Genomic DNA, 26,052 nt, shown 5'->3' with positions numbered 1-26,052 from the left:
ACACGATGAAACTCGCAGTGGTGGGCGGCGGTTCCACCTACACCCCCGAGCTGATCGACGGCTTCGCGCGGCTGCGCGACACCCTCCCCGTCCACGAACTGGTCCTGATCGACCCGGCCGCCGAACGGCTGGAGCTGATCGGCGCTCTCGCCCGGCGGATCCTCGCCCGCCAGGGCCACCCGGGGCTGATCACCACCACCTCCGATCTGGACGCGGGCGTGGCCGACGCCGACGCGGTGCTGATCCAACTGCGGATCGGCGGCCAGGCCGCCCGTCTCCAGGACGAGACCTGGCCGCTGGAGTGCGGCTGCGTCGGCCAGGAGACGACCGGCGCGGGCGGCCTCGCCAAGGCGCTGCGCACGGTCCCGGTGGTCCTCGACATCGCCGAGCGGGTGCGGCGCGCCAACCCGGACGCCTGGATCATCGACTTCACGAACCCGGTCGGGATCGTCACCCGCGCCCTGCTGAAGGCCGGGCACAAGGCGGTCGGGCTGTGCAACGTCGCCATCGGCTTCCAGCGGAAGTTCGCGGCGCTGCTGGACGTGGCCCCCGCCGAGATCCACCTCGACCACGTCGGGCTCAACCACCTGACCTGGGAGACCGCCGTACGCCTCGGTGGTCCCGGGGGCACGGACGTGCTGCCGGGGCTGCTCGCCGAGCACGGGGACGCGGTCGCCGCCGACCTGCGCCTGCCGCGCGCGGTACTGGACCGGCTCGGCGTGGTCCCCTCGTACTACCTGCGCTACTTCTACGCCCACGACGCGGTGGTCCGGGAGCTCGGCGAGAAGCCCTCGCGGGCCGCCGAGGTCGCCGCGATGGAGAAGGAACTGCTGGCGCTGTACGGGGACCCGGCCTTGGACGAGAAGCCGGCGCTGCTGGCCAAGCGGGGCGGGGCCTTCTACTCGGAGGCGGCCGTGGACCTGGCGGCGGCCCTGCTGGGCGGCGGCGGCCCGTCCGTGCAGGTGGTCAACACCCTCAACAACGGGACCCTGCCGTTCCTCGCGGACGACGCGGTCATCGAGGTACAGGCCCTGGTCGACGGCTCGGGGCCGGTGCCGCTGGCCGTGTCGCGCCCGGACCCGCTGTACGCCGGGCTGATCTCGCACGTCACCGCCTACGAGGACCTCGCGCTGGACGCGGCCCTGCGCGGAGGGCGCGAGCGGGTCTTCCGGGCGCTGCTCGCGCACCCCCTGGTGGGGCAGTTCGACCTCGCCGAGGGGCTGACCGACCGGCTGCTCGCGCACAACAAGGAGCACCTGGCATGGGCGTGAGCCGGTCCGGCCCGGCGGCGGTCCTGGCCGTCGACGCGGGCAACAGCAAGACCGACGTGGCGCTGATCGCCGCGGACGGCACGGTGCTCGGCACCGGGCGGTCGGGGGGCTTCCAACCGCCCCGGGTCGGGGTCGAACCGGCCGTGGACGTGCTCGCTCGGGCCGTCGCGGAGGCCGTCGAGGCCGCGGGACTGCCCCGGCCGCGGCCGGGCGCCCCGTACGCCGCGCAGGTCTCGGCCTGCCTGGCCAACGCCGACCTGCCGGTCGAGGAACGCCGACTGGCGGACGCGATCGGCGCGCGCGGCTGGGGCGCGGCGACCGAGGTCCGCAACGACACCTTCGCCATCCTGCGGGCGGGGCTCGCGGACACCGGGCCGGCGCGCGGGGTCGCGGTGGTGTGCGGGGCCGGCATCAACTGCGTGGGGATGCTTCCCGACGGGCGGACCGCGCGGTTCCCGGCGGTCGGTCGGATCTCCGGCGACTGGGGCGGTGGGGCCGGCCTCGCCGAGGAGGCCGTGTGGTGGGCGGCCCGGGCCGAGGACGGCCGGGGCGGGCCGACGGAGCTGGCGCGGGCGCTGCCCGGGCACTTCGGTCTCGGCTCCATGTACGAGTTGATCGAGGCCCTGCACCTGGGCGGGGCGCCCCAGCGGCGGACGCACGAACTGGTGCCGGTGCTGTTCGCGGTGGCCGCCGCGGGCGATCCGGTGGCGTCGGCGATCGTGGACCGGCAGGCGGACGAGGTGGTGGCGATGGCCTCGGTGGCGTTGGGCCGCCTCGACCTGCTGGGCAAGGCGACACCCGTCGTGCTGGGCGGCAGTGTGCTCGCGGCCGGGCATCCGCGGCTCAACCGGCGGGTCGAGGCGGGGCTCGCCGAACGGGCTCCGCTGGCCCGGATGTCGGTGATCGTGGCTCCGCCGGTGTTGGGGGCGGGGCTGCTGGGGCTGGACGCGCTGGGCGCGCCTGCCGGGGCCCGTGAAAAACTCCGTGCCCATTTCGGGTGAACCGGCCCCGGGGGGCGTCCCGTCTGGAACCGTGGCGGTCGTGTGGACGTATACACGGTGAAGGGGTGGCGGGAGCGGCGCGGCGGGGGCCCGACGACGACACCGGGGGCGGGCTCGGGACGTATCACCCGAGAGCCGACACCGGGTGCTGTGGTTGACCTCCACTACGTCCATACTGCTGCGACGGGGGTACCTTCCAGCGGTGGCTGGGGGATTTCAGGACCGAGGGGGAGGTCACGGTGGCCATCACATCACGCGCGCCCGCGCCCGGCGGCGGTGTCTCCGCACCGCCCGCCGGGCCGCCCGCGGGAACGCCCGAACCGCCGGGCCGGGGAACGGCCTGGGCCGAGGGCGTGGACCTGCTGCGTGAGGCGGCGACCACCGAACCGGGCCGGCTGCGGATCATCGGGGCCGTGCTGGCCGCCCTGGTCGTGCTGTTCGGCGCGGTCACCGTGTGGGAGATCTCCGACCGGGCCACCGCCGCCGACGACGTGGTGGGCCACAGTCAGCCGCTCAGCGCGGACGCGGCGAACATCTACCGCTCGCTCGCGGACGCGGACACGGCCTCCTCCAGCGGCTTCCTCGCCGGCGCCCAGGAACCCCGCGAGGTCCGCCAGAGGTACGAGAAGGACATCGCCAACGCCTCCCGGCTGCTGGTGAGCGCGGCGGCCAACACCGGCGCCGGCGGGGAGTCCCGCAAGGAGATAGCGCTCCTCGGCGAGGAGCTGCCCCGCTACACCGGGCTGATCGAACAGGCCCGGGCCACGAACCGGCAGGGGCTGCCGCTCGGCGGCGCCTACCTGCGGTACGCCAACGAGCGCATGAGCACCGTGTTGTTGCCGGCGGCCCAGCGGCTCTACGAGGCGGAGACGGGGCGCCTCTACACGGACTACGACGACGCCCGCTCCTGGCCGTTCGCCTCGATCGGCGCGGGTCTGCTCGGCATCGGCGCCCTGGCGTGGGCGCAGCGACGCAACTACCGGCGCACCAACCGGGTCTTCAACCACGGCCTCGTCGCGGCAACGGCCGCCTCGGTCGTGGTGCTCCTGTGGCTCGTCGTCGGGACCACGGTCGCACGATCGGGGCTGAGCGAGGCCCGGTCGGACGGGCAGGAGTCCCTCAAGGTCCTCAACGACGCGCGGATCGCCTCCCTCCAGGCGCGGGCCAACGAGAACCTGACGCTGGTCGCGCGGGGCGCGGTGCTGGCCGAGGACAAGAAGTCCGACAAGTACGACGTGGACTACACGAAGAACATGAAGGAACTGGACACCCGGCTGTCGGCGGCGCTGCGGCTGGCCGACGACGACAGCGGCGAGGAACCGGTCTCCAAGGCCGTCGCCGGTGTGACGCAGTGGAAGCAGCGGCACGCCTCGGCCCGGGAGAGCGACATGCGGGGCGACTACGATCTCGCGCTGGTCCAGGTGGTCGGCGACAAGGACCACAAGGACAGCAGCGGGGCCTCCTTCGACACCGTGGACGCCTCCCTGGAGCAGGCCGTGGTCCACGAGCAGCGGGAATTCACTCAGGCGGCCCGGGGCGGACTCGGGGCGCTGGGCGGGCTGACGACGGGAGCGGCGGCCCTGGCGGTCGTCGGCGCGGCGGCGGCACTGCTCGGCATCGGTCGCAGGCTTTCGGAGTACAGGTGAGATCGATGCGGATACGAGCGGGGCGCGACCAGGGGCACGGAGCGGACGGCGACGCCGGCGCGGACGGCCGGACCGGCGCCGACGGCGTCCCCGGGGCGGGCGGACTGCGACGGGTGACGCGCCGCCTGCGCGGCTGGGGCGGGGTGAGCGCCATGGCCGCCGCCTGCGCGGTGACGGCCGTCGTCGTGCTGCTGCCACTGGCCCACGCCACGCCGGACACCGGCGGTTCCGGCCCGGTCCGCCCCCCCGCCACGATGGCCATCGCGCCGGCGGGCCCGACCGACACCTGCCAGGACCCGGAGGCCAGCCTGCGCCCGTCCGGCGTCGACGGCCCGACCATCGAGCGGATCCGACAGGCGGGCAAGCTCGTCGCGGGCGTGGACCAGAACAGCTTCAAATGGGGCTACCGCAATCCCGACGGCCACCTCGACGGCTTCGACATCGCGCTGGTGAAGGCCATCGCCAAGGACATCCTGGGCGACGAGAACGCGGTGATCTACCGGGCCATCCCCACCAGCCAGCGCGTGCCGGCCCTCCAGGAGAACCGCGTCGACGTCGTCGTGCGGACCATGACGATCAACTGCAAGCGGCTGGAGGACGTCGCCTTCTCGACGGCGTACTTCGAGGCGGGGCAGCAGGTCCTGGCTCCCAAGGGTTCGCCGATCACCGGGTACGACGCCTCCCTGAACGGCCGCCGGATCTGCACGGCGACCGGTTCCACCGCCGAGGCCGCGCTCAAGTCCCGGTCGTACGGGTCGCGGTCCGTCTCCGTGTCGAACCAGCTGGACTGCCTGGTGCGCCTCCAGCTCGGCGAGGTGGACGGCATCATCACGGACAACGCCCTCGCCGCCGGCCAGGCCGCGCAGGACCCCTCGGTGCAACTGGTCGGTTCCCCGTTCACCCGGGAGTTCTACGGCATCGCGATGAACAAGGACGCCTCCGATCTGGTGCGCCGGGTCAACAAGGTGCTGGAGGACTACCGCGCGGGCGGCGACGGCAGCCCCTGGATGCAGTCCTACCGCAAGCACCTGGAGGCCGTGCTGCCCAAGGTGACCGCCCCGCCCGCGCCCAAGTACCGGGACGGCTGAGGCCCGTGACGGAGGCAGAGCCCTACATGAGCGGTGTGGTCGGACCGGGTCGTCCGCAGGAGGGTGCGGCGGTCATGGACGGGGAGGACGTGGACCGCGCGCTGAGCCGTCTCGGCGCGGAACACGAGGCGGTCGAGACCTCCCTGCTGGCCCTCCAGGACCACTCCGGGCGGCGACTGCTGGAGGGCGCCGCGCTCACCGGGGTCACGAAGGAGCGGTGGACCGCCGCCGACACGGCGATCACCCGACTGTGGACGCTCTTCGACGCCTACAGCGGGGCGCTGCGCGCCGCCCGGGAGATCCGCGAACGGCGCCGCCGGCCGAGCCGCGAGGACCTGGTCGAGTTGACGGAGCGGCTGCGCGGGCCCGGTGTGCTGATCGCCGGCGCCGGGGTGGAGGGCGCCGCGCTCGCCGAGCGGCTCTCGCTGGCGGAGCTGGTGGCCCGGATGAACGGGTTGTACGCGTCCTCCCTGGACGTGGTGGTCGCCGCCGACGCGGTCTGGTCGGCGCTGCCCGCGCGGATCGACCTGCTCGCCGCCGAGCTGCACCGGACGCGCTCCCTGGCGCGCTCGGTGGGCATCCGGCCGGGCGAGCACCCGTCGGGGGACGACCTGGAGGACATCACCGCCGAGCTGACGGAGCTGCGCGCGCGGGTGATCGCGGATCCGCTGGCGTTCTGGTCGGCGGCCGCGGGGAGTTCCGCCCCGGGCGGCGGCCGTCCGGACACCGGGCGCTACGACCGGGCGGCCCGCGCCCTGGACGACGTACGCCGGGAGATCGAGGCGGTCCTCGACGTGCGGCAGGACTCCGAGCAGCGGCTGATCAGCCTGCGGGACGTGCTCTCGCGGGCCGACCGGACGCTGGCCGAGGCGCGGACGGCGCGCGGCGAGGTGCTGGCGAAGATCGCGGCGTCGGAGGTGCCCGCGGTCAGCGGGCCGCCGACCGCCCTGCAGGAACAGTTGGCCGCGGCGGCCGAGTACCGGCGGCAGTCGCAGTGGCACCGGTTGTCGCCCCTGTTGGAATCGCTGGAGGAGCGGGCCGACGAGGAACTGCGCAGGGCCCGTGAGTCGTTGACGGCCGTGACGGCCCCGCTCGCGGTGCGGGCGGAGCTGCGCGGCCGGCTGGACGCGTACAAGGCGAAGGTGGCCCGGCTCGGGATGGCGGAGGATCCGCTGCTCATCGAGCGGTACGACACGGCCCGAAGGATGTTGTGGAGCGCTCCCTGCGATCTGCGGGCCGCCGAGGAGGCCGTGCTGCGCTACCAGTGGGCGGCGGCCGAATCGTCGGCCCCACCGCCGCCGCGGCACGCACCGCTCCCGCCGGGCACGGCGCCCGCCGACCGCTCCGATGAACACCGGCCCCACCGGCCGGGGAAGGATGACGCATGAGCCCGAGCGGAACCGCGTGCGGTCGCCCCGGCTGCCCGGGGACGTACGAGGACATGGGTGGCGGCGAGCTGTACTGCGACACCTGCGGGCTGGCGCCGATCGGCTCCGTCGCGGCGGGTGCGGAGGAGCTGGTCTCGCCGCCGACGGGGATGACGAGCGCGGCGCGCCACGGTGACTCCCGGGGCTCCGCGGGCTCTCGGGGCTCGGAGCGTTCGGGCTCCTCGGCCTCCGCGCGCTCCTCACGGTCCTCCCGGTCCTCCTCCTCGCGGCGTTCGGTGTCCGGGCGGCTGTCGCGGTCCCTGTCGGGGGCCGCCTCCGCCCGCTCGGTGTCGGTGCGCAGTTCGGGCTCGGCGCCCTCGGTCTCGGGGCGCGGCCGGCTCGGGGCCGGGCTGGTGAACGTACCGGAGGTGCCCCGTCCGGATCCCTCGGCGGCGGTGCTGGAGAACCCGGAGGTCCCGGAGCGCAAGCGGTTCTGCTCGCGCTCGGACTGCGGGGCCCCGGTGGGCCGGGCGCGCGGCGAGCGGCCGGGCCGGACGGAAGGGTTCTGCACCAAGTGCGGGCACCCGTACTCCTTCGTGCCCAAGCTGCGCGCCGGCGACGTGGTGCGCGGCCAGTACGAGGTCGCGGGCTGCCTCGCCCACGGCGGGCTGGGTTGGGTGTACCTGGCGGTGGACCGGGCGGTCTCGGACCGCTGGGTCGTCCTCAAGGGCCTGCTGGACACCGGCGACCAGGACGCGATGGAGGCGGCGATCTCCGAGCGGCGCTTCCTCGCGGAGATCGAGCACTCCAACATCGTGCGGATCTACAACTTCGTGGAGCACCTGGACCAGCGGACGGGTTCGCTGGACGGGTACATCGTCATGGAGTACGTCGGCGGCAAGTCGCTGAAGGAGATCGCCAACGAGCGCCGCCGGCCGGACGGCAGACGCGATCCGCTGCCGGTGGAACAGGCCTGCGCGTACGGGATCGAGGCGCTGGAGGCGCTCGGCCACCTGCACAGCAGGAACCTCCTGTACTGCGACTTCAAGGTCGACAACGCGATCCAGCAGCAGGACCAGCTGAAGCTCATCGACATGGGCGCGGTCCGCCGGATGGACGACGACGAGTCGGCCATCTACGGCACGGTGGGCTACCAGGCCCCGGAGGTCGCGGAGACGGGCCCGTCGGTGGCCTCCGACCTGTACACGGTGGCGCGCACGCTGGCCGTGCTGACCTTCGACTTCCAGGGCTACACGAACGTGTTCGTGGACTCCCTGCCCGATCCCGAGCACATCGAGGTCTTCGGGCGGTACGAGTCCTTCTACCGGCTGCTGGTACGGGCCACCGACCCCGACCCCGGGCGGCGGTTCGCCTCCGCGCAGGAGATGGCCGACCAGCTGACCGGGGTGCTGCGCGAGGTCGTGGCGCTGCAGACGGGCAAGCCCCGGCCGCAGTTGTCCACCCTGTTCGGGCCGGAACTGCACGTCCCCGACAACCGGTTGTTCGCCGATGAGGCGGGGGCGGAGGCGTCCCGGCTGGGGGCGCGCTCCACCGCGCCGAAGGGCCGACACGGGCGATCCGGGCGGACCGCGCCGGCGCCGGTCGTCGCCGTCCCGCCCGCGCCGGTGCCCGCGCCGACGGGCCCGGTACCGACGGGGTCCGGGCCGGTGGCGTCCGTGTTCGCCGGGGGCGCGCCCGCGGCGGCCCCGGCGGCCGTCCTGAGGACCACCGCCACGCACGTGTCGGCCGGGGCGCCGCTCCTGCCCCGGCAGGCGGTCGCCCCGGTCGCGCCCGCCCCGGGCCCGACCCTCCTGTCCGCGCCGGTGCCCCGGCAGGCCCACGGGCCGCTGCACGCCGGCATCGGCCTCGCGATCCTGGACGCCCGGAGCGCGGCGCTGGCCCTGCCGGTGCCGTTGGTGGATCCGGCCGACCCCAACGCCGGGTTCCTGACCGGCCTGCTCGCCTCCGCTCCCGCCGACCTGCTCGGCGCGCTGGGTGCGGCGCCCGCCGACTCGGCCGAGCTGCGGCTGCGAGAGCTGCGGGCCCGGCTCGAACTGGGCGAGTTGGCCGTGGCCGGACAGGCCCTGCTCGAACTGGAAGTGCGACATCCGGACGACTGGCGGGTGGTGTGGACGCGCGGCATCGCCTCGCTGGCGATCGGGGACGACGAGACGGCCGCCCTGTCCTTCGACGCGATCTACGACGCCTTTCCGGGCGAGCCGGCGCCGAAGCTGGCGCTGGGCCTGTGCGCGGAGGTCCTGGGCCAGTTGGACAACGCCGCCGAGTACTACCGGCTGGTGTGGATCACCGATCCCGGTTTCGTCAGCGCGGCCTTCGGGTTGGCCCGGGTCCAGTTGGCCGCCGGCGACCGGGCCGGGGCCGTACGCACCCTCGAATCGGTGCCGGAGGCGTCGATCCACCACACCGCCGCCCGGGTGGCGGCCGTACGGGCACGCCTGCGCGACCGCTCCCCTGAGGAGGCACTGCTGCCCGACCTGACGGCGGCTGCCGCGCAGGTCGAGGCGTTGGCGCGGTTCGGGCTCGACGCCGAACGGCACGAACGGCTGTCGACCGAGGTTCTGGGGTCGGCGCTGGACTGGGTACTGTCGGGTGGCCGGGGTGCAGACCCCGGTCGGACCTCGTTGCTCGGCAGTCAACTGGACGAGCGGGGGCTGCGCTTCGGCTTGGAGCGCTCGTACCGCGTCCTCGCTCGGCTGGCGCAGCGGGGCGAGGAGAGGATCGAACTGGTGGAGCGGGCAAACCGTTTCCGTCCCCGGACGTGGGTGTGATTGATGTCGATGCATCGGCCGTCGGGCTGCCCCAGCTGCGCTGAGCCCCTGGAAGAGGGGGACCGTTTCTGCGGCGTGTGCGGATACGCCCTCTCTTCCCCAACCGCGTCTGCGGATCCCGACCCGACCCTCCCGATCACCGCGCCCGAACCCGCGCCACCGGGCAACGCCGGTGCGGGTCGCGGCGCCACCGGGTATCCGGCCGGCGCGCCCGCACCGGGCTGGGGCAGCGTCGCGGGCGCCGCCCCGACCCTCGTCGGGGACCCGGCCGGCTGGACCGGCGCACCGGCTCGGTCGACTCCCGACGCACCGTGGGGCCCGGTTGGGACCGCGTACGGCTCGTCCCCGGAGCAACAGCCGAGCCACGCCGCCGCGCAGGGCCCTTCGGACGGCCGCGGCGCGTCGTACGGCGCCGCCGCCGCGCCCCCCGAGGGCGCTCCCTGGGGGGCCGCCGAACCGCCGTCCGGGCACCCCGAGCCCCCGGCCGGGCACCCGGTCGACGGATCCGACCGGGCCCACGAGGCGCCGGCCGGTCCCGCCCCGCACGGCTTCGGCGACGCGGGCGAGCGGTACGACCCGCCCGTCCCGGCGCCCGCCGCTCCCGTAAGCGCGGGCGCTCCCGCGAGCCCCGCCGGTGGCGACGCCGGCAAGACCTGCGTGGCCTGCCGCGCCGGCCGGGTGGACACCGACGGGTACTGCGAGCACTGCGGCCACGCCCAGCCCCGCGAGCGCGACCACCTGGAGGAGGAGCTCGGCAGCGTCGCCGCGGTCAGCGACCGCGGGCTGCGCCACCACCGCAACGAGGACTCCTTCGCGGTGGCCGCGACGGCCCTTCCCGACGGTTCCGCGGCCACCGTGGCGATCGTCTGTGACGGCGTCTCCTCCGCCAGCCGTCCCGACGAGGCCTCGGCCGCCGCCGCCGGCGCCGCCAACGAGGCGCTGTTGGAGGCTCTCCCCCGGGGCGCGCACCCCGTGGAGGCCATGCACGAGGCGATCCTGGCGGCGGCCGCCGCGGTGAACGCACTGGCCCCGGAGGTGCCCGGCGCCCAGAACGCCCCGGCCTGCACCCTGGTCGGCGCCGTGGTCAGCGGTGGGTTGCTCACCATCGGCTGGGTCGGGGACAGCCGCGCGTACTGGGTTCCCGACGACCGGGCCGCGCTTCCCCGGCGGCTCACCGAGGACGACTCCTGGGCGGCCCAGATGGTCGCGGCCGGCCTGATGGGCGAGGCCGAGGCGTACGCCGACGCCCGGGCCCACGCCATCACCGGCTGGCTCGGCGCCGACGCGTACGACCTCGAACCGCACACCGCCAGTTTCAAGCCCGACCACCCGGGTGTGGTCGTGGTCTGCACCGACGGGCTGTGGAACTACGCCGAGTCCGCCAGGGATCTGGCCAGGATCCTGCCGCGGGACGCGGCGGTCCGGCCGCTGCACAGCGCGCAGGTACTGGTCGGGCACGCCCTCGACGGGGGTGGCCACGACAACGTCACCGTGGCCGTCGTGCCGTTCTCGGCCCTGCCGGACGCACCGCCGGCGGCACGACCGGAACCGCAAGCGGAAGCGGATCCGCGCGCCCAGGCCTGATCTTCGACCGATCCTCCGAGGGAGTCCCATCGATGGCGAACTTCGCCAAGCCGAGCGCCCCGCGCTTCAGCGTGGAGGTGTACCAGAACGAGTTCCTTCCCGAGGGCGGCCGCGACGTCCACGCCATCGTCACGGTCACCTCCAGCGGCGGGGCCACCGCCACCCGGGCCGCCGTCCCCGCTCCCGGCGGGGCCGCGGTCGTGATCATGGTGGACTGTTCCGGGTCCATGGAGTACCCGCCGGACAAGATGCGCGGTGCCCGCGAGGCCACGGCCGCCGCGATCGACACCCTGCGCGACGGCACCAGCTTCGCGGTGATCGCCGGCACGCACGTGGCCAAGGAGGTCTATCCCGGTCAGGGCCGGCTGGCCACGGCCGACGCGGTGACCCGCGCACAGGCCAAGGAGTCCCTGCGCGGCCTCGGTTCGGGCGGCGGCACCGCCATCGGGACCTGGCTGCGGCTGGCCGACGGGCTGCTGCGGCAGTCCCCGGCCACGATCCGGCACGGGATCCTGCTCACCGACGGGCGCAACGAGCACGAGGAACCGGCCGTGTTGCGCGCCACCCTCGAAGCCTGCGCGGGCCGCTTCACCTGCGACGCGCGCGGTGTGGGCACCGACTGGGAGGTGAAGGAGGTGACCGGCATCGCGAGCGCGCTGCTCGGCAGCGCCGACATCGTCGCCGATCCCGCGCACCTCACCGAGGACTTCACGCGCATGATGGAGAACGTCATGGGCAAGGAGGTCGCGGACGTCGCCCTGCGCCTGTGGACCCCGGTCGGCGTGGAGATCCAGTACGTGAAGCAGGTCGCGCCGACCGTCCAGGACCTGACCGACCGCCGCACCGAGGCCGGCCCGCGGGCCGGGGACTACCCGACGGGTTCGTGGGGCGACGAGTCCCGCGAGTACCACGTGTGCGTCCGGGTCCCGGGGGCGGCCATCGGGCAGGAGATGCTGGCGGCCCGCGCGACGCTGATCGTGCCGGACACGGCGGGCGGGGCGCCGACCGTCCTCGCCCAGGGTCTGGTGCGGGCGGTGTGGACCGACGACCTCGTCGCTTCCACGGCGATCAGTCCGCAGGTGGCGCACTACACCGGGCAGGCGGAGCTGGCCCAGGCCATCCAACAAGGTTTGGAAGCGCGCAAACTGGGTGATGTCGATGGTGCGACGGCCAAACTCGGACGCGCGGTACAACTGGCGAGCGCGTCCGGCAACGCGGACACTGCCAAACTGCTGGCGAAGGTGGTGGATGTCGTGGACGCGGCGGCAGGTACTGTGCGGCTGAAAGCGAAGGTCGCCGATGCCGACGAGATGACCCTTGAAACGCGTTCGACGCAGACCGTCCGAGTGAAGAAGACCTGAGAAGAGACCTGCGGCGATGACGCAGGGAGAAGGGGGAAGCGTAGCCATGCCGACCTGCCCGAACGGGCACCAGTCCGCCTCCGAGGACTGGTGCGAGGTCTGCGGCCACCGCATGGCTGCCGCCACGAGCGCCCCCGCGGCGCCTTCCTACGGCTACGGCTACCCTCCAACGGCCGGTGAGCCGACCGCGCAGGCGGAGCTGTGCCCGCAGTGTCGGACCCCGCGCGAGGCCATGGCCCCGTTCTGCGAGGAGTGCCGGTACAACTTCCTGACGCGTTCGGCGACTTCGTACACGCCGCTCGCCCAGGAGACGGGCCCGGCCGCGGGCACCGGGAGCGTGGGCACCCCGCCGCCCCCGCCGCCGCAGGCCCCGCCGGCCTTCTCGCAGGACCACTTCGACTACCAGGGCTCGCGGCCGTCCCGGGTCAACCGACCGGCCGAGCCGCTCCAGCGCGAGGACGACTGGCTGCTGCCGCCTCCCTCACACGGGCAGCAGGCACACGGGCAGCAGGGACACCAACAGCCCTCGCACCAGCAGCAGTCGCACCGACAGCAGCCCGTGCAGCAACCCCTCCAGCAGGAGTACCAGCAGCCGCACTATCAGCAGCAGCCTCCGCCGCAGCAGCAGGAGTACCAGCAGTCTCCGCAGGCACAGCAGTCGCAGCATGCGCAGCAGTCGCAGGGGCAGCATGCGCAGCAGGAGTACCAGCAGCACTCGCAGCATCAGCAACAGCAACAGCAGGTCCCGCAGCATCAAGCACAGCAGCACCAGCAACAGCAGCACTACGGGTCCCAGGGTCAGGCCCCGTCCCTCGGCAACGGTGCCTGGAGCGCGACGGTCGGTCCCGACCGCTCGTACTTCCTGGCGATGATGCGGCGCAGCGGCCCCGAGGCGGCCGGGTTGAACATGCCCGCGTACTCGCCCGAGCAGCACCTCGCGCTCTCCGGCGGTCAGATCACCATCGGCCGGCGGCGCGCCTCCTCGGGCGAGTCCCCGGACATCGACCTCTCGGTGCCCCCCGAGGACCCGGGCGTCTCCCACCAGCACGCGGTGCTCGTCCAGCAGCCCGACGGGAGCTGGGCGGTGGTGGACCAGAACTCCACCAACGGCACCACCATCAACGGCGGTGAGGAACCGATCCAGCCGTACGTCCCGATCCCCCTCGGCGACGGCGACCAGGTCCACGTCGGCGCCTGGACCACGATCACCGTCCGTCGGGGTTAGGCGGTCGTCCCGACCTCCCCCAGCGGCCACACGTACGGGCCCTGGGGGTCGTCGAGCCACGACCACTGTCCTTCCGGGGTGAGCGTGACGCCGAACCGCTCGCGCGCCGGGCGGCCCTCGCGGCGCCACAGGTCAAGGGCCTCCCGGGGGTGCAGGACGCCCTCGGTCAGGATCAGCAGGAACTGGAGGCGCTCGTTGTCCACCAGCTCGTACGGGAGTCCGTGACGGGGCACTGAGGGGGCGTGCGGGGCCGCGCCCGCCCCGCGCAGCGGCACGAAGTACGCCGAGGTGTGCAGGAACCGGCCCTCCGCGAAGTCCGCGTCCCGGACGGTGAGCGCGATCAGCCCGGTCGACAGCGGCGCCAGGATGCGCGCCCCGGGCCGGCACTGGGCCGGCCAGGTGTGCGGGATCAGCGGCAGCGTGCAGGTGACCAGGATCCGGTCGAAGGGGGCGCGGGAGGGGCAGCCGCGCGCCCCGTCGCCGGTGACGACGGTCGGGTGCAGGCCGAGCCGCGCCAGGTGGGCGCGCGCCGACTCGGTGATCTCCTCGTCCAGGTCCACCGTGGTGACCAGTTCCTCGCCGAGCCGGTGGCAGAGCAGGGCCGCGTTGTAGCCGGTGCCCGCGCCGATCTCCAGCACGTTGTTCCCGTCGCGGACCTCCAGCGCCTCCAGCATCCTCGCCATCAGGGAGGGCTGGCTGCTGGAGGACACCAGCTCGCCGTCGCGCAGCCGGGTGGCGAGCGGGGTGTCCGTGTACACGCCGCGCAGCCAGCGGGCGCGCCGCCCCGGGTCCGGGTCCTCGGCCCAGAGGCGCTCGTGTCCGGCTCCACGACCGGTCCAGAAGTACGGGACGAAGACGTGCCGGGGCACCGCGGCGAAGGCCGCCCGCCAGTCGGGGTCGTCCAGGGCCCCGGCCGCGATCAGCTCCTTGACCTGGGCCGCGTGCGCGGTCTCGCGCAGGTCGCGTGCTTCGGCATCTGCGCCCATGTCTCCACTGTGCTGCCCGGCGGGGGCGAAGGCCAACGGTGGTCGGGCGTGTTCCCGCGCGTCGCGGCGTGGCGAGCGGGGTGCCGTGCTTGCGGGGAGGGTCCTGGGACCCCGGTCCTCGGTCCGGGCGTCTGAGACGATGGTCAGGTGAATGACGATCCGCAGGGCACGGTCCAGGAGCAGACCTTCTACGAGCTGGTGGGCGGCGAGGCCACCTTCCGCCGCCTGGTCCACCGGTTCTACCAGGGTGTCGCGGAAGACCCGCTGCTGCGCCCGATGTACCCGGAGGAGGACCTGGGGCCGGCCGAGGAACGGTTCGCGCTGTTCCTCATGCAGTACTGGGGCGGTCCGAACACCTACAGCGAGAACCGCGGCCATCCGCGCCTGCGGATGCGGCACGCGCCGTTCCAGGTGGACGCGGCCGCGCACGACGCGTGGCTGGGGCACATGCGGGTCGCGGTGGACGAGCTGGGCCTGGCGCCGGAGCACGAGGCGCGGCTGTGGCGGTACCTGACGTACGCGGCCGCATCGATGATCAACACGGCGGGCTGAGGCGGCCGACGGAACGCACCCCGCCGGACGTCGGCGGGGACGGTGCGGCGGCGCAACGACGCCGGAGGTCGGCCGGGGACGGTGCGGCGGCAAAGGACGCGACGCGCGACCGTGAGGCGGAAGGCCGAACGGAACCCGTGCGGCGTCGTCAGACGGGCCGGACCAGCAGGGCGCCGAGGCCCCCGGTCCCGCCGGGGCGGCGCATGGCGACGGACCCGTAGGGGGTGCGCAGCCGCAGCCAGCCCCCGGATGCCAGCAGCGCCACCGGTGCGGGGGTCGCGGGCGGCCCGGTGGGGCCGGCGGGCACGGAGGCCCGTACCGGCCGCAGGAAGCCCAGGGACTGTGCGGCGTGCACGGCGCGCAGCGGAAGTTCGGTGTCACCCAGCGTGCGGGACCAGATCTCGCGGCCGATGCGGTCGCGCTCGGATCGGGTCCGGTGCTGCGGGGGCAGGGCCTCGTCCCGGGCCCGGAACTCGGCGACGGCGCCCGCCACGACGGCCCGCATCGCCTCGGGGCTCGGCAGGCCCGCCACCGGCTCCCAGCCGCCGCGCGGAGGCAGTACGCCCGCCCAGGGCGGCCCGGTGACCGGGCCGGGCACGACGATGCTCGCGGCGCCCTCGTCCACCGATTCCAGCAGCTCACCGGCGGACACCGTCAGGTCCAGGGGCGTCCCGACGGGCGCGGCGAGGCGCACGGTGCGGACGGCCAGTACCTCGAAGGAGGGCGGCCGCCCGAAAACGGCGAGCGCGCCGCCGCCCGCCCGCGCCTGAAGGCGGACGGCGGCGGCGCGGTCGTAGTGCACCAGCCGGCCCAGGAAGGCGGCGAGGTCCGCCGCCTCCCCGGAGTCGGCGCAGTGCAACCGGTCGTTCATGCCGCGATGCGCCCTTCCGAACCCTTGGCGCGCTTGGCGTCGCGGGGCTCGTCCAGGTACTCCTCCAGGAAGCTCCGCTCCTCGGCCGTGATGCGGCGGGGCCGCCCCGCGGCGAGGTCGTACGGCACGACCACGGTCTCGGCGCGCACGTAGACCGTCTCGGGCGTGGACTCGGTCGCCTCGTCCTTGACCTCGTAGCGGATGGTCAGGGACGCGGCGCCTATCCGGGTCACCCAGGACTCGATCAGCACCGGCTCGTGCCGGTGCACGAGAGGCAGCTTGTAGTCGATCTCGTGACGGGCCACGACGGAACCGCCCGTGAAGGACTCACTGCCCTCCCCGGGCGCCAGGCGGAACATGAAGTCGATGCGCGCCTCCTCCAGGTAGCGGAGGAAGACGACGTTGTTGACGTGCCCGAAGGCATCCATGTCCGCCCAGCGGAGGGGGCACCTGTAGTGGTGTCTGGCCATGGTCCTCGACCTCAGCCTCGGGTCAGCTTCTTGTAGGTGGCGCGGTGCGGACGGGTCGCGTCCACGCCGAGACGCTCGACCTTGTTCTTCTCGTACGACTCGAAGTTGCCCTCGAACCAGTACCACTTGGAGTCACCCTCGTAGGCGAGGATGTGGGTCGCGACCCGGTCCAGGAACCAGCGGTCGTGGGAGATGACCACGGCCGCGCCCGGGAATTCGAGGAGGGCGTTCTCCAGCGAGGACAGGGTCTCGACGTCGAGGTCGTTGGTGGGCTCGTCGAGGAGCAGCAGGTTGCCGCCCTCCTTGAGCGTCAGCGCCAGGTTGAGGCGGTTGCGCTCACCACCGGACAGGACGCCCGCGGGCTTCTGCTGGTCCGGGCCCTTGAAGCCGAAGGCGCTGACGTACGCGCGGGACGGCATCTCGACCTGGCCCACGTTGATGTAGTCCAGCTCGTCCGACACGACCGCCCAGAGGGTCTTCTTCGGGTCGATGTTGGCGCGGCTCTGGTCGACGTAGCTGATCTTGACGGTGTCGCCGACCTTGATGGCGCCGGAGTCCGGCGTCTCCAGGCCCTGGATCATCTTGAACAGCGTGGTCTTGCCGGCGCCGTTGGGGCCGATGATGCCGACGATGCCGTTGCGGGGCAGCGTGAACGACAGGTCGTCGATCAGGACCTTGTCACCGAAGGCCTTGGAGAGGTTGTTGACCTCGACCACGATCGAGCCCAGACGCGGGCCCGGCGGGATCTGGATCTCCTCGAAGTCCAACTTGCGCATCTTGTCCGCTTCGGCCGCCATCTCCTCGTAGCGGGCGAGGCGGGCCTTGGACTTCGTCTGACGGCCCTTGGCGTTGGAGCGGACCCACTCCAGCTCTTCCTTGAGGCGCTTCTGGCGCTTCTCGTCCTTGCGGCCCTCGACCTTGAGGCGGGTGGCCTTCTTCTCCAGGTAGGTGGAGTAGTTGCCCTCGTAGGCGATGGCGCGGCCGCGGTCGAGTTCGAGGATCCACTCGGCGACGTTGTTCAGGAAGTACCGGTCGTGGGTCACGGCGATGACGCAACCCTTGTACTGCGAAAGGTGCTGCTCCAGCCAGTTCACCGACTCGGCGTCGAGGTGGTTGGTGGGCTCGTCGAGGAGGAGCAGGTCCGGGGCCTCGATCAGCAGCTTGCACAGCGCCACGCGGCGCTTCTCGCCACCGGAGAGGTTGGTGACGGGCCAGTCGCCGGGCGGGCAGCCCAGGGCGTCCATGGCCTGCTCCAGCTGGGCGTCGAGGTCCCAGGCGTTGGAGTGGTCCAGGTCTTCCTGGAGCTTGCCCATCTCGTCGAGGAGCGCGTCCGTGTAGTCGGTCGCCATCAGCTCGGCGACCTCGTTGAAGCGGTGCAGCTTCTTCATCGTGTCGGCGGCGCCGTCCTGGACGTTCTCCAGGACGGTCTTCGACTCGTCGAGCTTGGGCTCCTGCATCAGGATGCCGACGGTGAAGCCGGGCGAGAGGTACGCCTCGCCGTTGGACGGCTGCTCCAGGCCCGCCATGATCTTCAGAACGGTGGACTTACCGGCGCCGTTCGGGCCGACCACACCGATCTTCGCGCCGGGCAGGAAGTTCAGGGTGACGTCATCAAGAATCACCTTGTCGCCGTGCGCCTTGCGCGTCTTGCGCATGGTGTAGATGAACTCAGCCAAGAGAAACCGTCCGGCAGATCGATGGGTGGGCAGATACACCCCATCTTGCCAGTCGTCCATAGCTACGGGCGAATGGGTAGGTCAGGCCCCCCTGACCCCGGCCGCCTCGGAGCGGCCCGGCCGGCGGGGGCCGACGCCGATCGTCGGAGCCCGCCACGGCGGCGCGAACGCGAGCCGCGCCTTCCGATCACCCGGCAGGATGACGCCAGGTTCTGGGTCGATCCCTCGGAGGAAACGTGGACAACGCCTGGCTGGCGCTCGCCGGCACGACCATCGCCGTGGCGGGCACTCTCGTCGCCCCCATCGTGTCGCAGCGGCTGCTCGCACACGCCGAATCCGATCGCCACGAACGCCAGGAACGGGCGGCCGACGCCCAGTGGGTCCGCGAGCAGCGAGTCGTCGAGCTGGGCAAGCGGCGCGACTGTTACGTGAACGCGAACTCCGGGTACCGCCGCCACCGCATAGAACTCATGAAGTACCTCTGGCTCGTCCACAAGCGGGGCGACACCGCGGAGGAGCGGACGGCCCTGGAGGACGCACGTCACGCGATGCACGCGTACTTCGCCGAGGCCCAGATGGTCGCCTCCGATTCCGTTCTCGCGGAGCTGGACGCCCTGGGACAGACTCTTGCCCACCTCTACGACCGGATCATGCGCCTGGAGGAGGGCGACGCGGCACCCGACGACTCGTTCGAGGAGATACGGACCGACCTGCTGCGGGCCAACGCGCAGTGGGTGATCATGCGCGGTGAGATGCGGGCCGACCTGGGAGTGGACTCACGGCCGGCAGGCAGCTCGCCGACGGCCCCCGATTCTCCCGCCGTCACCGGCGCCACCGCCGACGGCCTACGGGCGGCCCAGCCGGGGTGAGGCAGTCCCCGCTCGTGATCCGGGCGCCGGGAGCGCTTCCCCGCGATCCCTTGCCGGCGCGCGGGCCGATGGGCCGATGGGCCGATGCGGCCGGGGCACGGCCGCGCCCCGGCGCATGGGTGGGGCGCCGGGGCGGGTGGGCTGGGGCCGGTGTGAGCCGGGGGGTGCGGTCGTCGCTCCGGGGGCGTCAGCGCGGGCGGTAGACGGTGAGGGCTTCCGGCAGCTCGTCGAGCACGAAGGCGGTGGGGGCCTTGGCGTACTCCCCGTCGTAGGCGAGGGGGGTGCCGGGCGGCACGTCCGAGATCCGCAGGCTCCGCAGGCGGGTGGCGGTGTGGACCGGGGAACGGCTGAGGGGCCCGGTGAAGGCCGCGGCCAACAGTCGCGGGCCGGGACGGCCGCCGCCGAAGACGAGCCGTACGTCGAGGAGGCCCTCGCCGAGGTTGTCGCGGCGCCTGGGTGCGGGGCCGCTGCCGTGGTACGTCCCGTTGCCCGCGAACAGCAGCCAGACGCTGCGCGGTCGCCCGGCGAGGCTCAGCCGTACGGGCCGCTCGGCCCGCAGCACCCGCCACGCCGCCAGCAGCGCGGCCGGGCCGCTCCCGATTCGGGGCGCCCACCGCAGCCGGTGTCGCAGCAGCTCGGGGTAGGCGCCGATGCTGAAGTTGTTCAGGAAGTATCCCGACTCCTCCCGCCCGGGCTCGACACCGGACTCGGGGACGTCCTCCGCCCCCTCGTCGAGAACGGAGTGTCGCCGCGGGCCGGGGGTGAAGCGTCCGACACCGACACGCACCGCGTGCCCGTCGGCCACCGCCCGACAGGTGTCCTCGATTCCGGCGAGCCCGAGGTCGAGGGCGAAGTGGTTCAGGGTGCCGCCGGGGAACACCGCGAGCGGCACCCCGGCGCGCAGCGCGGCGGTGGCCGCCGCGTTGATGGTGCCGTCGCCGCCGCAGACGCCGAGCACCTGGGCCCGGGAGGCCGCCGCGGCCAGTTCCGACTCCAGCTCGGTGCTCTCGCACTGGACCAGCTTCGCCTTCGGAAGCCGGCGCTCGAGGACGTCGAGCCCGGCGAAGGCGGCGGTACCCGAACCGGAGTTGATCACGACCGTCAGGCCGTCCCCGTCCGGCAGCGCGGGCGCCCCGGCGTCCGGCCGTTCGTCGCCCGGTACGACCCGGGCCTCCTGGACGTCACGTGCGAGCCGTCGCACGAGGAGCCCGGCGGCCACCCCGAGCGCCGCGCCCGCCACCACGTCGGACGGGTAGTGCACCCCGGTGTAGACGCGGGAGAACGCGACCGACGCGGCGACCGGGGCCAGCGCGAGCCCCCACCCCGGCGCCTCCAGCGCCAGCCCGGCGGTGAAGGCGAACGCCGAGGCCGAGTGCCCGGAGGGGAACGAGGTGGTCTGCGGCTGGGTGCGCAGCTGCCGGGTGGCGGGCACCCCTTCCAGCACGGGGCGACGCCGTCGTACGGACCACTTGCCGACGGTGTTGATCGTCGCCGAGGCCAGCGCGAGGGAGGTGACTCCCCGCACGGCGGCCTTGCGTGTCCGGGCGGAGCCGAAGGCGGCGAGCGCGGCGGCGGTCCCGCCCCACAGGACGCCGTGGTTCGCGGCCCGACCCAACCTCGGCAGCACCCGGTCGGCCCCGGGCCAATGGCGGCGGGCCACCGCGTCGAACAACTGCCGGTCCCATCGCGCGACCGACCCCTGCCAGGTCAATTCCTGTTCAGCCATTGTCAGCGCCTACCCCGCGCCGAGGATCCGGAACCAACCCCACCCGCCACCCGGGCCACCGGGCACGGGCGCCCCTCTCGGACCGCGTCGGGGGCGCGAGACCGGGCCCCCGTTCGACCGAGGCGAGTCGGGGGAGGCGACCGCCCGGGGCGCCCTAGACCTCGTCCTGCTCGCCCTCCAGCGGCCGCTTGCGCAGCAGCAGGACGACCATGCCGCCCAGCACCACCAGGCCCACCGCGAGGGAGGCGATCACCGGGGTGGCCGCCGAGCTGCCACTGGTCGCGAGGCGTTCGCCGGCCGGGGAGTCCTCGCTCTCGGTGGTGGGCTCGGAGCCGGCCGACGGTACGGCCGTACCGGACACGGCGCCCATCGGTACCGGTTCGGGCGCGGGCCAGAGCGCCGTCGCGGTGGCGGTGGTCGCGGATTCGCTGGAGCCCGCCACGATCTGCGCCTGGTTCGGGACGCCGTTGGCGAAGAGCCGTCCGACGGGAACCTTGGTGGAGCCCTGCACGACGACCGAGGCGAGCCCCTCCGCCGTGCCCGGCGGCACCTCGAAGTACAGCCGGGTGCCGTCGGCGGCGGCGGTCAACGGCCGCCCCTGCTCGTCGACCACCCGCACGCCCATGGCCATCGCCGCCGCGTCGGGGGTGACCGTCACGCTCTGGGCGCCGGTGCGCACCGTGACCGGGCCGAGCCGGCTGCCGACGGCCCCCGTCACCGGACCCGACACCTCGCCGGGGTCCAGTGCCAACGAGGGCGGCGGTTCCGCCATCCGGCCCGCCTCCCGCTGGAGGTAGTCGGCGAGTTGTTCCGCCGCCGGGTCGGAGGCTTCCACCTGCGCCCCGTCCGCCAGCCGCCAGATCGCCACCTGTGTTCCGGCGGCGGCGCTCTCCGCGGTGAGGGGGGCGGCGCCGGCCGTCTTGGAGAGCTCCGCCAGGTCGTTGAGCTGCGGGTAGGAGTGCTCCAGCACCCAGCGGATCCGGCCCGCGCCGTCCTTGCCTTCGAGGGGGCTGCCGTTCCAGCCGCTCTCGGTGTACCGGGCCTCGGGCTGCGCGTAGCCCGCGACGCCGACCCCGTAGGTCTGGAGCATGCCGCCGCCGTCCACGCGCATCTCGTGCAGTCCGGCCGGGACCTGCCGTACGGCTCCGTCGCCGGTGCGCAGGACGGCCTGCCCGTAGGTCTTCAGGCCGTCCAGCACGGCGCTCGCACCCTCCGGGGCCCGACCCGGAGTGGGCTCGGAGTCCGCCGCCACCGCGGCGCCGGGCGTGGCGGCCAGGGCCGCGGCCAACAGCGCCACCGCCGCCAACGACCGGCGTGCGGAGCCCCGTCCGGGAACGGCGGCCGGGCCGATGACGGGCGCGGCGAGGGCGGGATCGGGAACGGAGGATGCGGGAACAGCGATCGACACAGTCTTCCCCTTCGGGCCGAGGACCCGGGTGCCGAGGACCCGGGTGCCCGTGAGTACCGGGGAATCCTAACCGCCTCGAACACTCAGACCACCGCCGCCTTCTGAGGCGCCATCAGCGGGGTGTCCGTTTTGACCACGCGCCGGAAGGCGGCCGTCCCCCGATTGAGGTCGTGTCCGATGACGACGGCCTCGATGTCCGCGGAGAACCACCGCGCCCCTTCACCGTCGGGCGGATCGTCTCGGACCCGCAGCCTTCCGTGCACCACGAGGGGTTCGCCGACGGACACGGAACTCGCCAGGTTCAACGCGAGGGTCCGTCGTGCCCAGATGGTGAAGAAGCTGGTCGAGCCGTCGGACCAGGTGTCCGTGCGCCGGTCGAAGTACCTCGGTGTGACGGCGAATCGGAACCTCGCCGACGGGCCGGTCGGCGTCTCCTTGAAGTCGATCCGCGTCGCCACGTGTCCCACCAGCGTCACCAGGGTGTCGTTCATCCCGGTCGCCCTCCCCCGCGTGCCACACCCGTGCGGACCGTCCGCACGAGGTGTGACCATGCTGGCCCGGCGACCCGGATCCCGCTCCGGCCTGTGGACTACTGACGGGTTGTGGAAAACCTCGCCACCGTCGCGTACTGCTCGCGCACCTCCCGGTAGCGCAGCAGCTCGGCCGCGACGGGCTCCAGCACCCGGGCTCGCCCGCACCCTGCCGCCGCCTGTCGCAACCGGCGTTCCGCGTCCTGGCCGTACCTGCGGGCCGGGCCCCGGGCGGCGATCGAGCAGGCCCATTCGACCAGCGGCCCGCCGACGATGCCCGCCGCCATCAGCAGCACCGGCGGCATCAGGTGCGGTGGCAGCACCCCGGCGATCTGCCCGACCAGCCACAGGCCGCCGTAGATCTGGAGCAGGGTCATCGCGGCCTGGGCCAGCACCGCGACGGGCCACCAGCCGGGGCGCGGCGGTTTGACGTGGGGCACGGCGACCGCCGTGCCCACGGTCACCGCGATCTCGTCCAGTGCCTCCGGCAGCCGGTCGGCGCCGCGCACCGCGGTCTCGCGGACCGCCTGGGCCCAGGGATCGGGCAGTCCGATGACCGCCTCGTCCGCGACCGTCCGTACGGCCTGCTCCACCCGCTGGCGGGCGGTGACCTCCTCCTCGACGGGGAACTCGGTCGCCGTCGGGGTCCGTCCGATCGCGGCGAGGGCGGCCAGACCCGCCAGGGAGCGCGGGGCGCGCCGGCTCTCGTACCAGCGCCACAGCCGCAGCCACGGCGTCCCGCAGGCCTTGCCGGCGTTGCGCCGCCAGGCCCGTTCGGCGGCGAGACCGGCCGCGTACGCGCCGACGGCCTCGGCGAGCCGGTCCTCGAACTCGGCGCGCGCCACCTCCCCGATCTCGGGCCCGGGGTGCCCGTCGGCGACGTACAGCGGCCTGAGGCGCAGCGCGGCCCGGTCGACGTCGGCGGAGATCCGCCGGGTGGCCGCGCCCTTCTCCTGGGTGAACTGTCCGAGCAGCTCCCGCAGTTCCCCGACCCCTTCACCCGTCAGGGCGGAGAGTCCGAGGACGGTCGCCCCGGGTTCGCCGTGTTCCCCCAGGGCGATCCCGTCGTCGTCCAGCAGTCGTCGCAGGTCGTCGAGGACGAGGTCGGCCGACTCGCCGGGCAGCCGGTCCACCTGGTTCAGCACGACGAACGTCACCTCGGCGTGCCCGGCCAGCGGGCGCAGGTACTTCTCGTGGAGGACGGCGTCGGCGTACTTCTCCGGGTCCACCACCCACACCACCGCGTCGACCAGCGCCAGCACCCGGTCCACGTGGTCCCGGTGGGCGCCGACGGCCGAGTCCAGGTCCGGCAGGTCCACGAGGACCATCCCCCGCAGCGCCTCGGCCTCCGAGGTCTCACGCGGCCTGCGTCGCAGCCGGCCGGGGATCTCCAGCCGGTCCAGCAGGCCCGCCGCGCCGTCCGACCAACTGCACGCGATCGGCGCCGCCGTGGTCGGCCGGCGCAGACCCGTCTCGGAGATCTGCACCCCGGCGAGTGAATTGAAGAGGGTGGACTTGCCGCTTCCGGTGGCGCCGGCGATAGCGACGACCGTGTGCTGGGCCGAGAGCCCGCGCCGCGCCGCGGCCTCGTCGAGGATCCTGCCGGCTTCGACGAGGGTCTTGCCGTCGAGGATCCGGGTCCTGGACAGTCCGATGAGCTGGCGCAGTGCTTCGAGTCGGGTGCGCAGGGCCCGCGCCTCGGGGCTGAGCGGGGGCGCGGGCACCTTGCCGCCGTCGCTGCCGGCGCCGGAGACGGCCCGTACGAGCGCGTCGTCGCCCTCCTCGTTGTCGATCCCGGGCCAGTCGTCGTCGGCGACCCGGGGGCGCGAGCGCGCGATGAGTCCGTCGTCCCAGCGGTCGTCGGTGCGGTCGGTCAAGGCGGTCACCGTGTCACCTCTCCTTCTGCAGTACGGACAACGCGGCGATCAGCTCGGCCTGTGGTTCCGGGGTCACTTCGAGGGCTTCCAGGGGGGCGAGGCGGCGGTCGCGTTCGGCACGCAACACCTGGTCCAGGTGTTCGCCGACCAGTTCGCCGCCGCGGTCCCGCAGCCGTACGGCGGCCTGTACGCCGATCCGCTCGGCGAGCTTCTCGCCCGCCGGGCGGGCCCGCTTGCCGCCGAGGAGGGCGGCGACCAACAGGGCCGCGACGCCGTCGGGGTCGGGCGCGGGCTGCTTGTCGAGCCGTGCGACCTCCTCCTCGGCGAGTTCCTCCAGGACGCGCCGCCAGCGCCGTACGGCCATGCCGATACGTTCCGCCGCCTCACGGTCGGGCGCCGGCAGCGAGACCGCGCCTGCCGCCGGTTCGCGCCGCCAGGCCTCCGCGATCCGCTCGTCGGCGGCGGCCACGGCGCACTGGAGCAGCGCGGCGAGCGACTCGGCGAGGGAGTCGAGAAGTTCGTCCGCGCTGGTGTCGAGGGGGTAGCCGCGCCATCTGGTCAGCGCGTCGCCGGCCAGGACCGCGCCCTTGTCTAGCCGGTTGCGCACCCGCTTGCCCTCGCGGCGGTACGCGTCCGTGACGGCCGATGTCAGCCGTACGGCGGCGGCGTGCTGGGCGGCCACCGCGGAGGCGAGTTCCGGCATCCGGCGGTTGAGGGAGTCCAGCGCGCCCAGCGCGGTCCGCCCGACGGCGTACTGCCGGGCGGCGGGGTCCTGGGCGTGGTGGCTGAGCCACGCGAAGAGCGGCGCGACGGCGCTGGCCGGCAGCAACCCGCCCCCGCCGGTGGACTCGGGCAGCTCGGGCACCGTGAACCGGGGCACGTCGCCGAGCCCGGCCCGGGTGAGCAGGGCCCCGTACTGCCGGGAGACGTCGGCGAGCACCTGGTGCGGTACCCGGTCGAGCACCGTGACCAGGGTGGCCTTGTACTGCTTGGCGGTGCGCAGCAGGTGCCAGGGGACGGCGTCGGCGTACCGCGAGGCGGTGGTGACCATCACCCAGACGTCCGCGGCGCAGATGAGGTCGGAGGCGAGGGTGCGGTTCTCGACGACGAGGGAGTCGATGTCGGGGGCGTCGAGGATGGCGAGCCCGCGCGGCAGGTTCGAGACGGTCTCGATCCTCAGTTCGCGGGTGGCATGGGTGTTCCCGCGGGGGGGCTTCCTGGTCGCGGGAGGGGACTCGTCCTCCTCGTGGGGCACCCAGACCCGGATCAGATCGGGCAGGACGCGCATACCGGCGAACCAGTGATGATCATCCGGATGGCAGACAAGCACCGGGGTTCGTGTCGTGGGACGCAACACCCCGGCTTCGCTGACCTGCCTCCCCACGAGGGAGTTGACGAGGGTGGACTTGCCGGCCCCGGTGGACCCGCCGACGACGGCGAGCAGCGGCGCCTCCGGCGCCTTCAGCCGGGGAACGAGGTAGTCGTCGAGCTGCGCGAGCAGCTCGGCTCTGGTCTGGCGGGCGCGCGGAGCGCCGGGCAGGGGCAGCGGCAGACGCACGGACGCCACCCGGTCGCGCAGGGCGGACAGGGCATCGAGCAGCTGAGGCCGAACATCCAAGGTCACCACATGCGAAGAATGCCCAATTTAGGACCATTTTTGAAGCTTATACGCCCTCTGCGCGCCGACCGCCACCCCGGAGAGACATCCCGGGACACGGCGGACGAGCGGGACGCAGGCATAACGAGTGCACAACA

At 73.7% G+C, this 26,052-nt stretch carries 20 protein-coding genes; 11 read left to right on the top strand and 9 right to left on the bottom strand.

The annotated features are described in order from the left end of the window. Nucleotides 1–5: 5 nt before the first annotated feature. From ADK55_RS00655 to ADK55_RS00615, 9 genes are all read left to right on the top strand, one after another. Nucleotides 6–1,271: a 6-phospho-beta-glucosidase gene (locus ADK55_RS00655; protein ID WP_053674850.1), complete on the top strand. Its 1,266-nt coding sequence runs from the start codon at nt 6–8 to the stop codon at nt 1,269–1,271. Next, nucleotides 1,262–2,272 carry an N-acetylglucosamine kinase gene (locus ADK55_RS00650; RefSeq protein WP_053674849.1) on the top strand — a complete coding sequence of 337 codons (1,011 nt, stop codon included), beginning with the start codon at nt 1,262–1,264 and terminating at the stop codon, nt 2,270–2,272. Before ADK55_RS00655 ends, ADK55_RS00650 begins: the two co-directional genes overlap by 10 nt. A gap of 239 nt (nt 2,273–2,511) precedes the next feature. Next, nucleotides 2,512–3,918, top strand: a complete 1,407-nt coding sequence (locus tag ADK55_RS00645) for a hypothetical protein (protein WP_371591380.1) — start codon at nt 2,512–2,514, stop codon at nt 3,916–3,918. Further along, entirely contained in the window at nt 3,915–5,006 is a 1,092-nt protein-coding gene (locus tag ADK55_RS00640; protein WP_371591381.1) for a glutamate ABC transporter substrate-binding protein, read from the top strand. Before ADK55_RS00645 ends, ADK55_RS00640 begins: the two co-directional genes overlap by 4 nt. Nucleotides 5,007–5,080: 74 nt before the next feature. Continuing rightward, nucleotides 5,081–6,394 carry a hypothetical protein gene (locus ADK55_RS00635; protein ID WP_053674844.1) on the top strand — a complete coding sequence of 438 codons (1,314 nt, stop codon included), beginning with the start codon at nt 5,081–5,083 and terminating at the stop codon, nt 6,392–6,394. Then, entirely contained in the window at nt 6,391–9,162 is a 2,772-nt protein-coding gene (locus ADK55_RS00630) for a serine/threonine-protein kinase (RefSeq protein WP_053674842.1), read from the top strand. The genes ADK55_RS00635 and ADK55_RS00630 overlap by 4 nt, the downstream gene beginning before the upstream one ends. Before the next feature lie 3 nt (nt 9,163–9,165). Then, complete coding sequence (locus ADK55_RS35675) at nt 9,166–10,746, top strand: protein phosphatase 2C domain-containing protein (protein WP_078998309.1); 1,581 nt, start codon at nt 9,166–9,168, stop codon at nt 10,744–10,746. A 32-nt stretch (nt 10,747–10,778) separates the two neighbouring features. Continuing rightward, on the top strand, nt 10,779–12,107 hold the full coding sequence (locus tag ADK55_RS00620; RefSeq protein ID WP_053674840.1) for a vWA domain-containing protein: 1,329 nt from the start codon (nt 10,779–10,781) through the stop codon (nt 12,105–12,107). A 46-nt stretch (nt 12,108–12,153) separates the two neighbouring features. Further along, on the top strand, nt 12,154–13,332 hold the full coding sequence (locus tag ADK55_RS00615; RefSeq protein ID WP_053674838.1) for an FHA domain-containing protein: 1,179 nt from the start codon (nt 12,154–12,156) through the stop codon (nt 13,330–13,332). Here ADK55_RS00615 and ADK55_RS00610 read toward each other — a convergent pair. Then, complete coding sequence (locus ADK55_RS00610) at nt 13,329–14,318, bottom strand: methyltransferase domain-containing protein (protein WP_053674836.1); 990 nt, start codon at nt 14,316–14,318, stop codon at nt 13,329–13,331. The two genes, ADK55_RS00615 and ADK55_RS00610, sit on opposite strands and share 4 nt — an antisense overlap. Before the next feature lie 147 nt (nt 14,319–14,465). Here ADK55_RS00610 and ADK55_RS00605 point away from each other — a divergent pair, with 147 nt between their 5' ends. Next, nucleotides 14,466–14,870: a globin gene (locus ADK55_RS00605; RefSeq protein ID WP_053674834.1), complete on the top strand. Its 405-nt coding sequence runs from the start codon at nt 14,466–14,468 to the stop codon at nt 14,868–14,870. Nucleotides 14,871–15,018: 148 nt separating this feature from the next. On the opposite strand, the gene ADK55_RS00600 is transcribed toward ADK55_RS00605, so the two are convergent. From ADK55_RS00600 to ettA, 3 genes are read right to left on the bottom strand one after another with little or no spacing between them, the layout of a single operon-like run. Next, a complete protein-coding gene (locus tag ADK55_RS00600; RefSeq protein WP_053674832.1) occupies nt 15,019–15,741 on the bottom strand; it encodes a hypothetical protein in 723 nt (240 codons plus the stop codon). Then, nucleotides 15,738–16,211 carry an acyl-CoA thioesterase gene (locus ADK55_RS00595; protein WP_053674830.1) on the bottom strand — a complete coding sequence of 158 codons (474 nt, stop codon included), beginning with the start codon at nt 16,209–16,211 and terminating at the stop codon, nt 15,738–15,740. Before ADK55_RS00595 ends, ADK55_RS00600 begins: the two co-directional genes overlap by 4 nt. A gap of 11 nt (nt 16,212–16,222) precedes the next feature. Continuing rightward, entirely contained in the window at nt 16,223–17,887 is a 1,665-nt protein-coding gene (gene ettA / locus ADK55_RS00590) for an energy-dependent translational throttle protein EttA (RefSeq protein ID WP_078998307.1), read from the bottom strand. Nucleotides 17,888–18,123: 236 nt separating this feature from the next. Here ettA and ADK55_RS00585 point away from each other — a divergent pair, with 236 nt between their 5' ends. Further along, entirely contained in the window at nt 18,124–18,756 is a 633-nt protein-coding gene (locus tag ADK55_RS00585; protein WP_053674828.1) for a hypothetical protein, read from the top strand. 187 nt (nt 18,757–18,943) lie between these two features. Here ADK55_RS00585 and ADK55_RS00580 read toward each other — a convergent pair whose 3' ends face one another. The 5 genes from ADK55_RS00580 to ADK55_RS00560 form a co-directional block, all read right to left on the bottom strand. Next, nucleotides 18,944–20,482: a bifunctional phosphatase PAP2/diacylglycerol kinase family protein gene (locus ADK55_RS00580; RefSeq protein WP_053674826.1), complete on the bottom strand. Its 1,539-nt coding sequence runs from the start codon at nt 20,480–20,482 to the stop codon at nt 18,944–18,946. A 154-nt stretch (nt 20,483–20,636) separates the two neighbouring features. Next, the gene (locus tag ADK55_RS00575; RefSeq protein WP_063839419.1) at nt 20,637–21,833 is read right to left on the bottom strand and encodes a thioester domain-containing protein; all 1,197 of its coding nucleotides are present in this window, start codon (nt 21,831–21,833) and stop codon (nt 20,637–20,639) included. A 140-nt stretch (nt 21,834–21,973) separates the two neighbouring features. Then, complete coding sequence (locus tag ADK55_RS00570; protein ID WP_053674824.1) at nt 21,974–22,381, bottom strand: single-stranded DNA-binding protein; 408 nt, start codon at nt 22,379–22,381, stop codon at nt 21,974–21,976. 98 nt (nt 22,382–22,479) lie between these two features. Then, the gene (locus ADK55_RS00565; RefSeq protein ID WP_053674821.1) at nt 22,480–24,306 is read right to left on the bottom strand and encodes a GTPase; all 1,827 of its coding nucleotides are present in this window, start codon (nt 24,304–24,306) and stop codon (nt 22,480–22,482) included. Nucleotides 24,307–24,310: 4 nt separating this feature from the next. After that, nucleotides 24,311–25,915, bottom strand: a complete 1,605-nt coding sequence (locus tag ADK55_RS00560; RefSeq protein WP_053675021.1) for a dynamin family protein — start codon at nt 25,913–25,915, stop codon at nt 24,311–24,313. Between the last annotated feature and the right edge of the window lie 137 nt (nt 25,916–26,052).

The organism is Streptomyces sp. WM4235 (assembly GCF_001279725.1).
Lineage (GTDB): Bacteria > Actinomycetota > Actinomycetes > Streptomycetales > Streptomycetaceae > Streptomyces.
Note: the sequence above shows the minus strand (reverse complement) of the source record. Positions and strands in the feature narration are given on the sequence as shown.

Excerpts from the sequence above, each read along its gene's own strand:
- ADK55_RS00650 (WP_053674849.1), top strand. The coding sequence starts at position 1,262 with ATGGGCGTGAGCCGGTCCGGCCCGGCGGCGGTCCTGGCCGTCGACGCG.
- ADK55_RS00580 (WP_053674826.1), bottom strand. The coding sequence starts at position 20,482 with ATGGCTGAACAGGAATTGACCTGGCAGGGGTCGGTCGCGCGATGGGAC.
- ADK55_RS00610 (WP_053674836.1), bottom strand. The coding sequence starts at position 14,318 with ATGGGCGCAGATGCCGAAGCACGCGACCTGCGCGAGACCGCGCACGCG.
- ADK55_RS00620 (WP_053674840.1), top strand. The coding sequence starts at position 10,779 with ATGGCGAACTTCGCCAAGCCGAGCGCCCCGCGCTTCAGCGTGGAGGTG.
- ADK55_RS00600 (WP_053674832.1), bottom strand. The coding sequence starts at position 15,741 with ATGAACGACCGGTTGCACTGCGCCGACTCCGGGGAGGCGGCGGACCTC.
- ADK55_RS00615 (WP_053674838.1), top strand. The coding sequence starts at position 12,154 with ATGCCGACCTGCCCGAACGGGCACCAGTCCGCCTCCGAGGACTGGTGC.
- ADK55_RS00635 (WP_053674844.1), top strand. The coding sequence starts at position 5,081 with ATGGACGGGGAGGACGTGGACCGCGCGCTGAGCCGTCTCGGCGCGGAA.
- ADK55_RS00595 (WP_053674830.1), bottom strand. The coding sequence starts at position 16,211 with ATGGCCAGACACCACTACAGGTGCCCCCTCCGCTGGGCGGACATGGAT.
- ADK55_RS00655 (WP_053674850.1), top strand. The coding sequence starts at position 6 with ATGAAACTCGCAGTGGTGGGCGGCGGTTCCACCTACACCCCCGAGCTG.
- ADK55_RS35675 (WP_078998309.1), top strand. The coding sequence starts at position 9,166 with ATGTCGATGCATCGGCCGTCGGGCTGCCCCAGCTGCGCTGAGCCCCTG.
- ADK55_RS00570 (WP_053674824.1), bottom strand. The coding sequence starts at position 22,381 with ATGAACGACACCCTGGTGACGCTGGTGGGACACGTGGCGACGCGGATC.
- ADK55_RS00630 (WP_053674842.1), top strand. The coding sequence starts at position 6,391 with ATGAGCCCGAGCGGAACCGCGTGCGGTCGCCCCGGCTGCCCGGGGACG.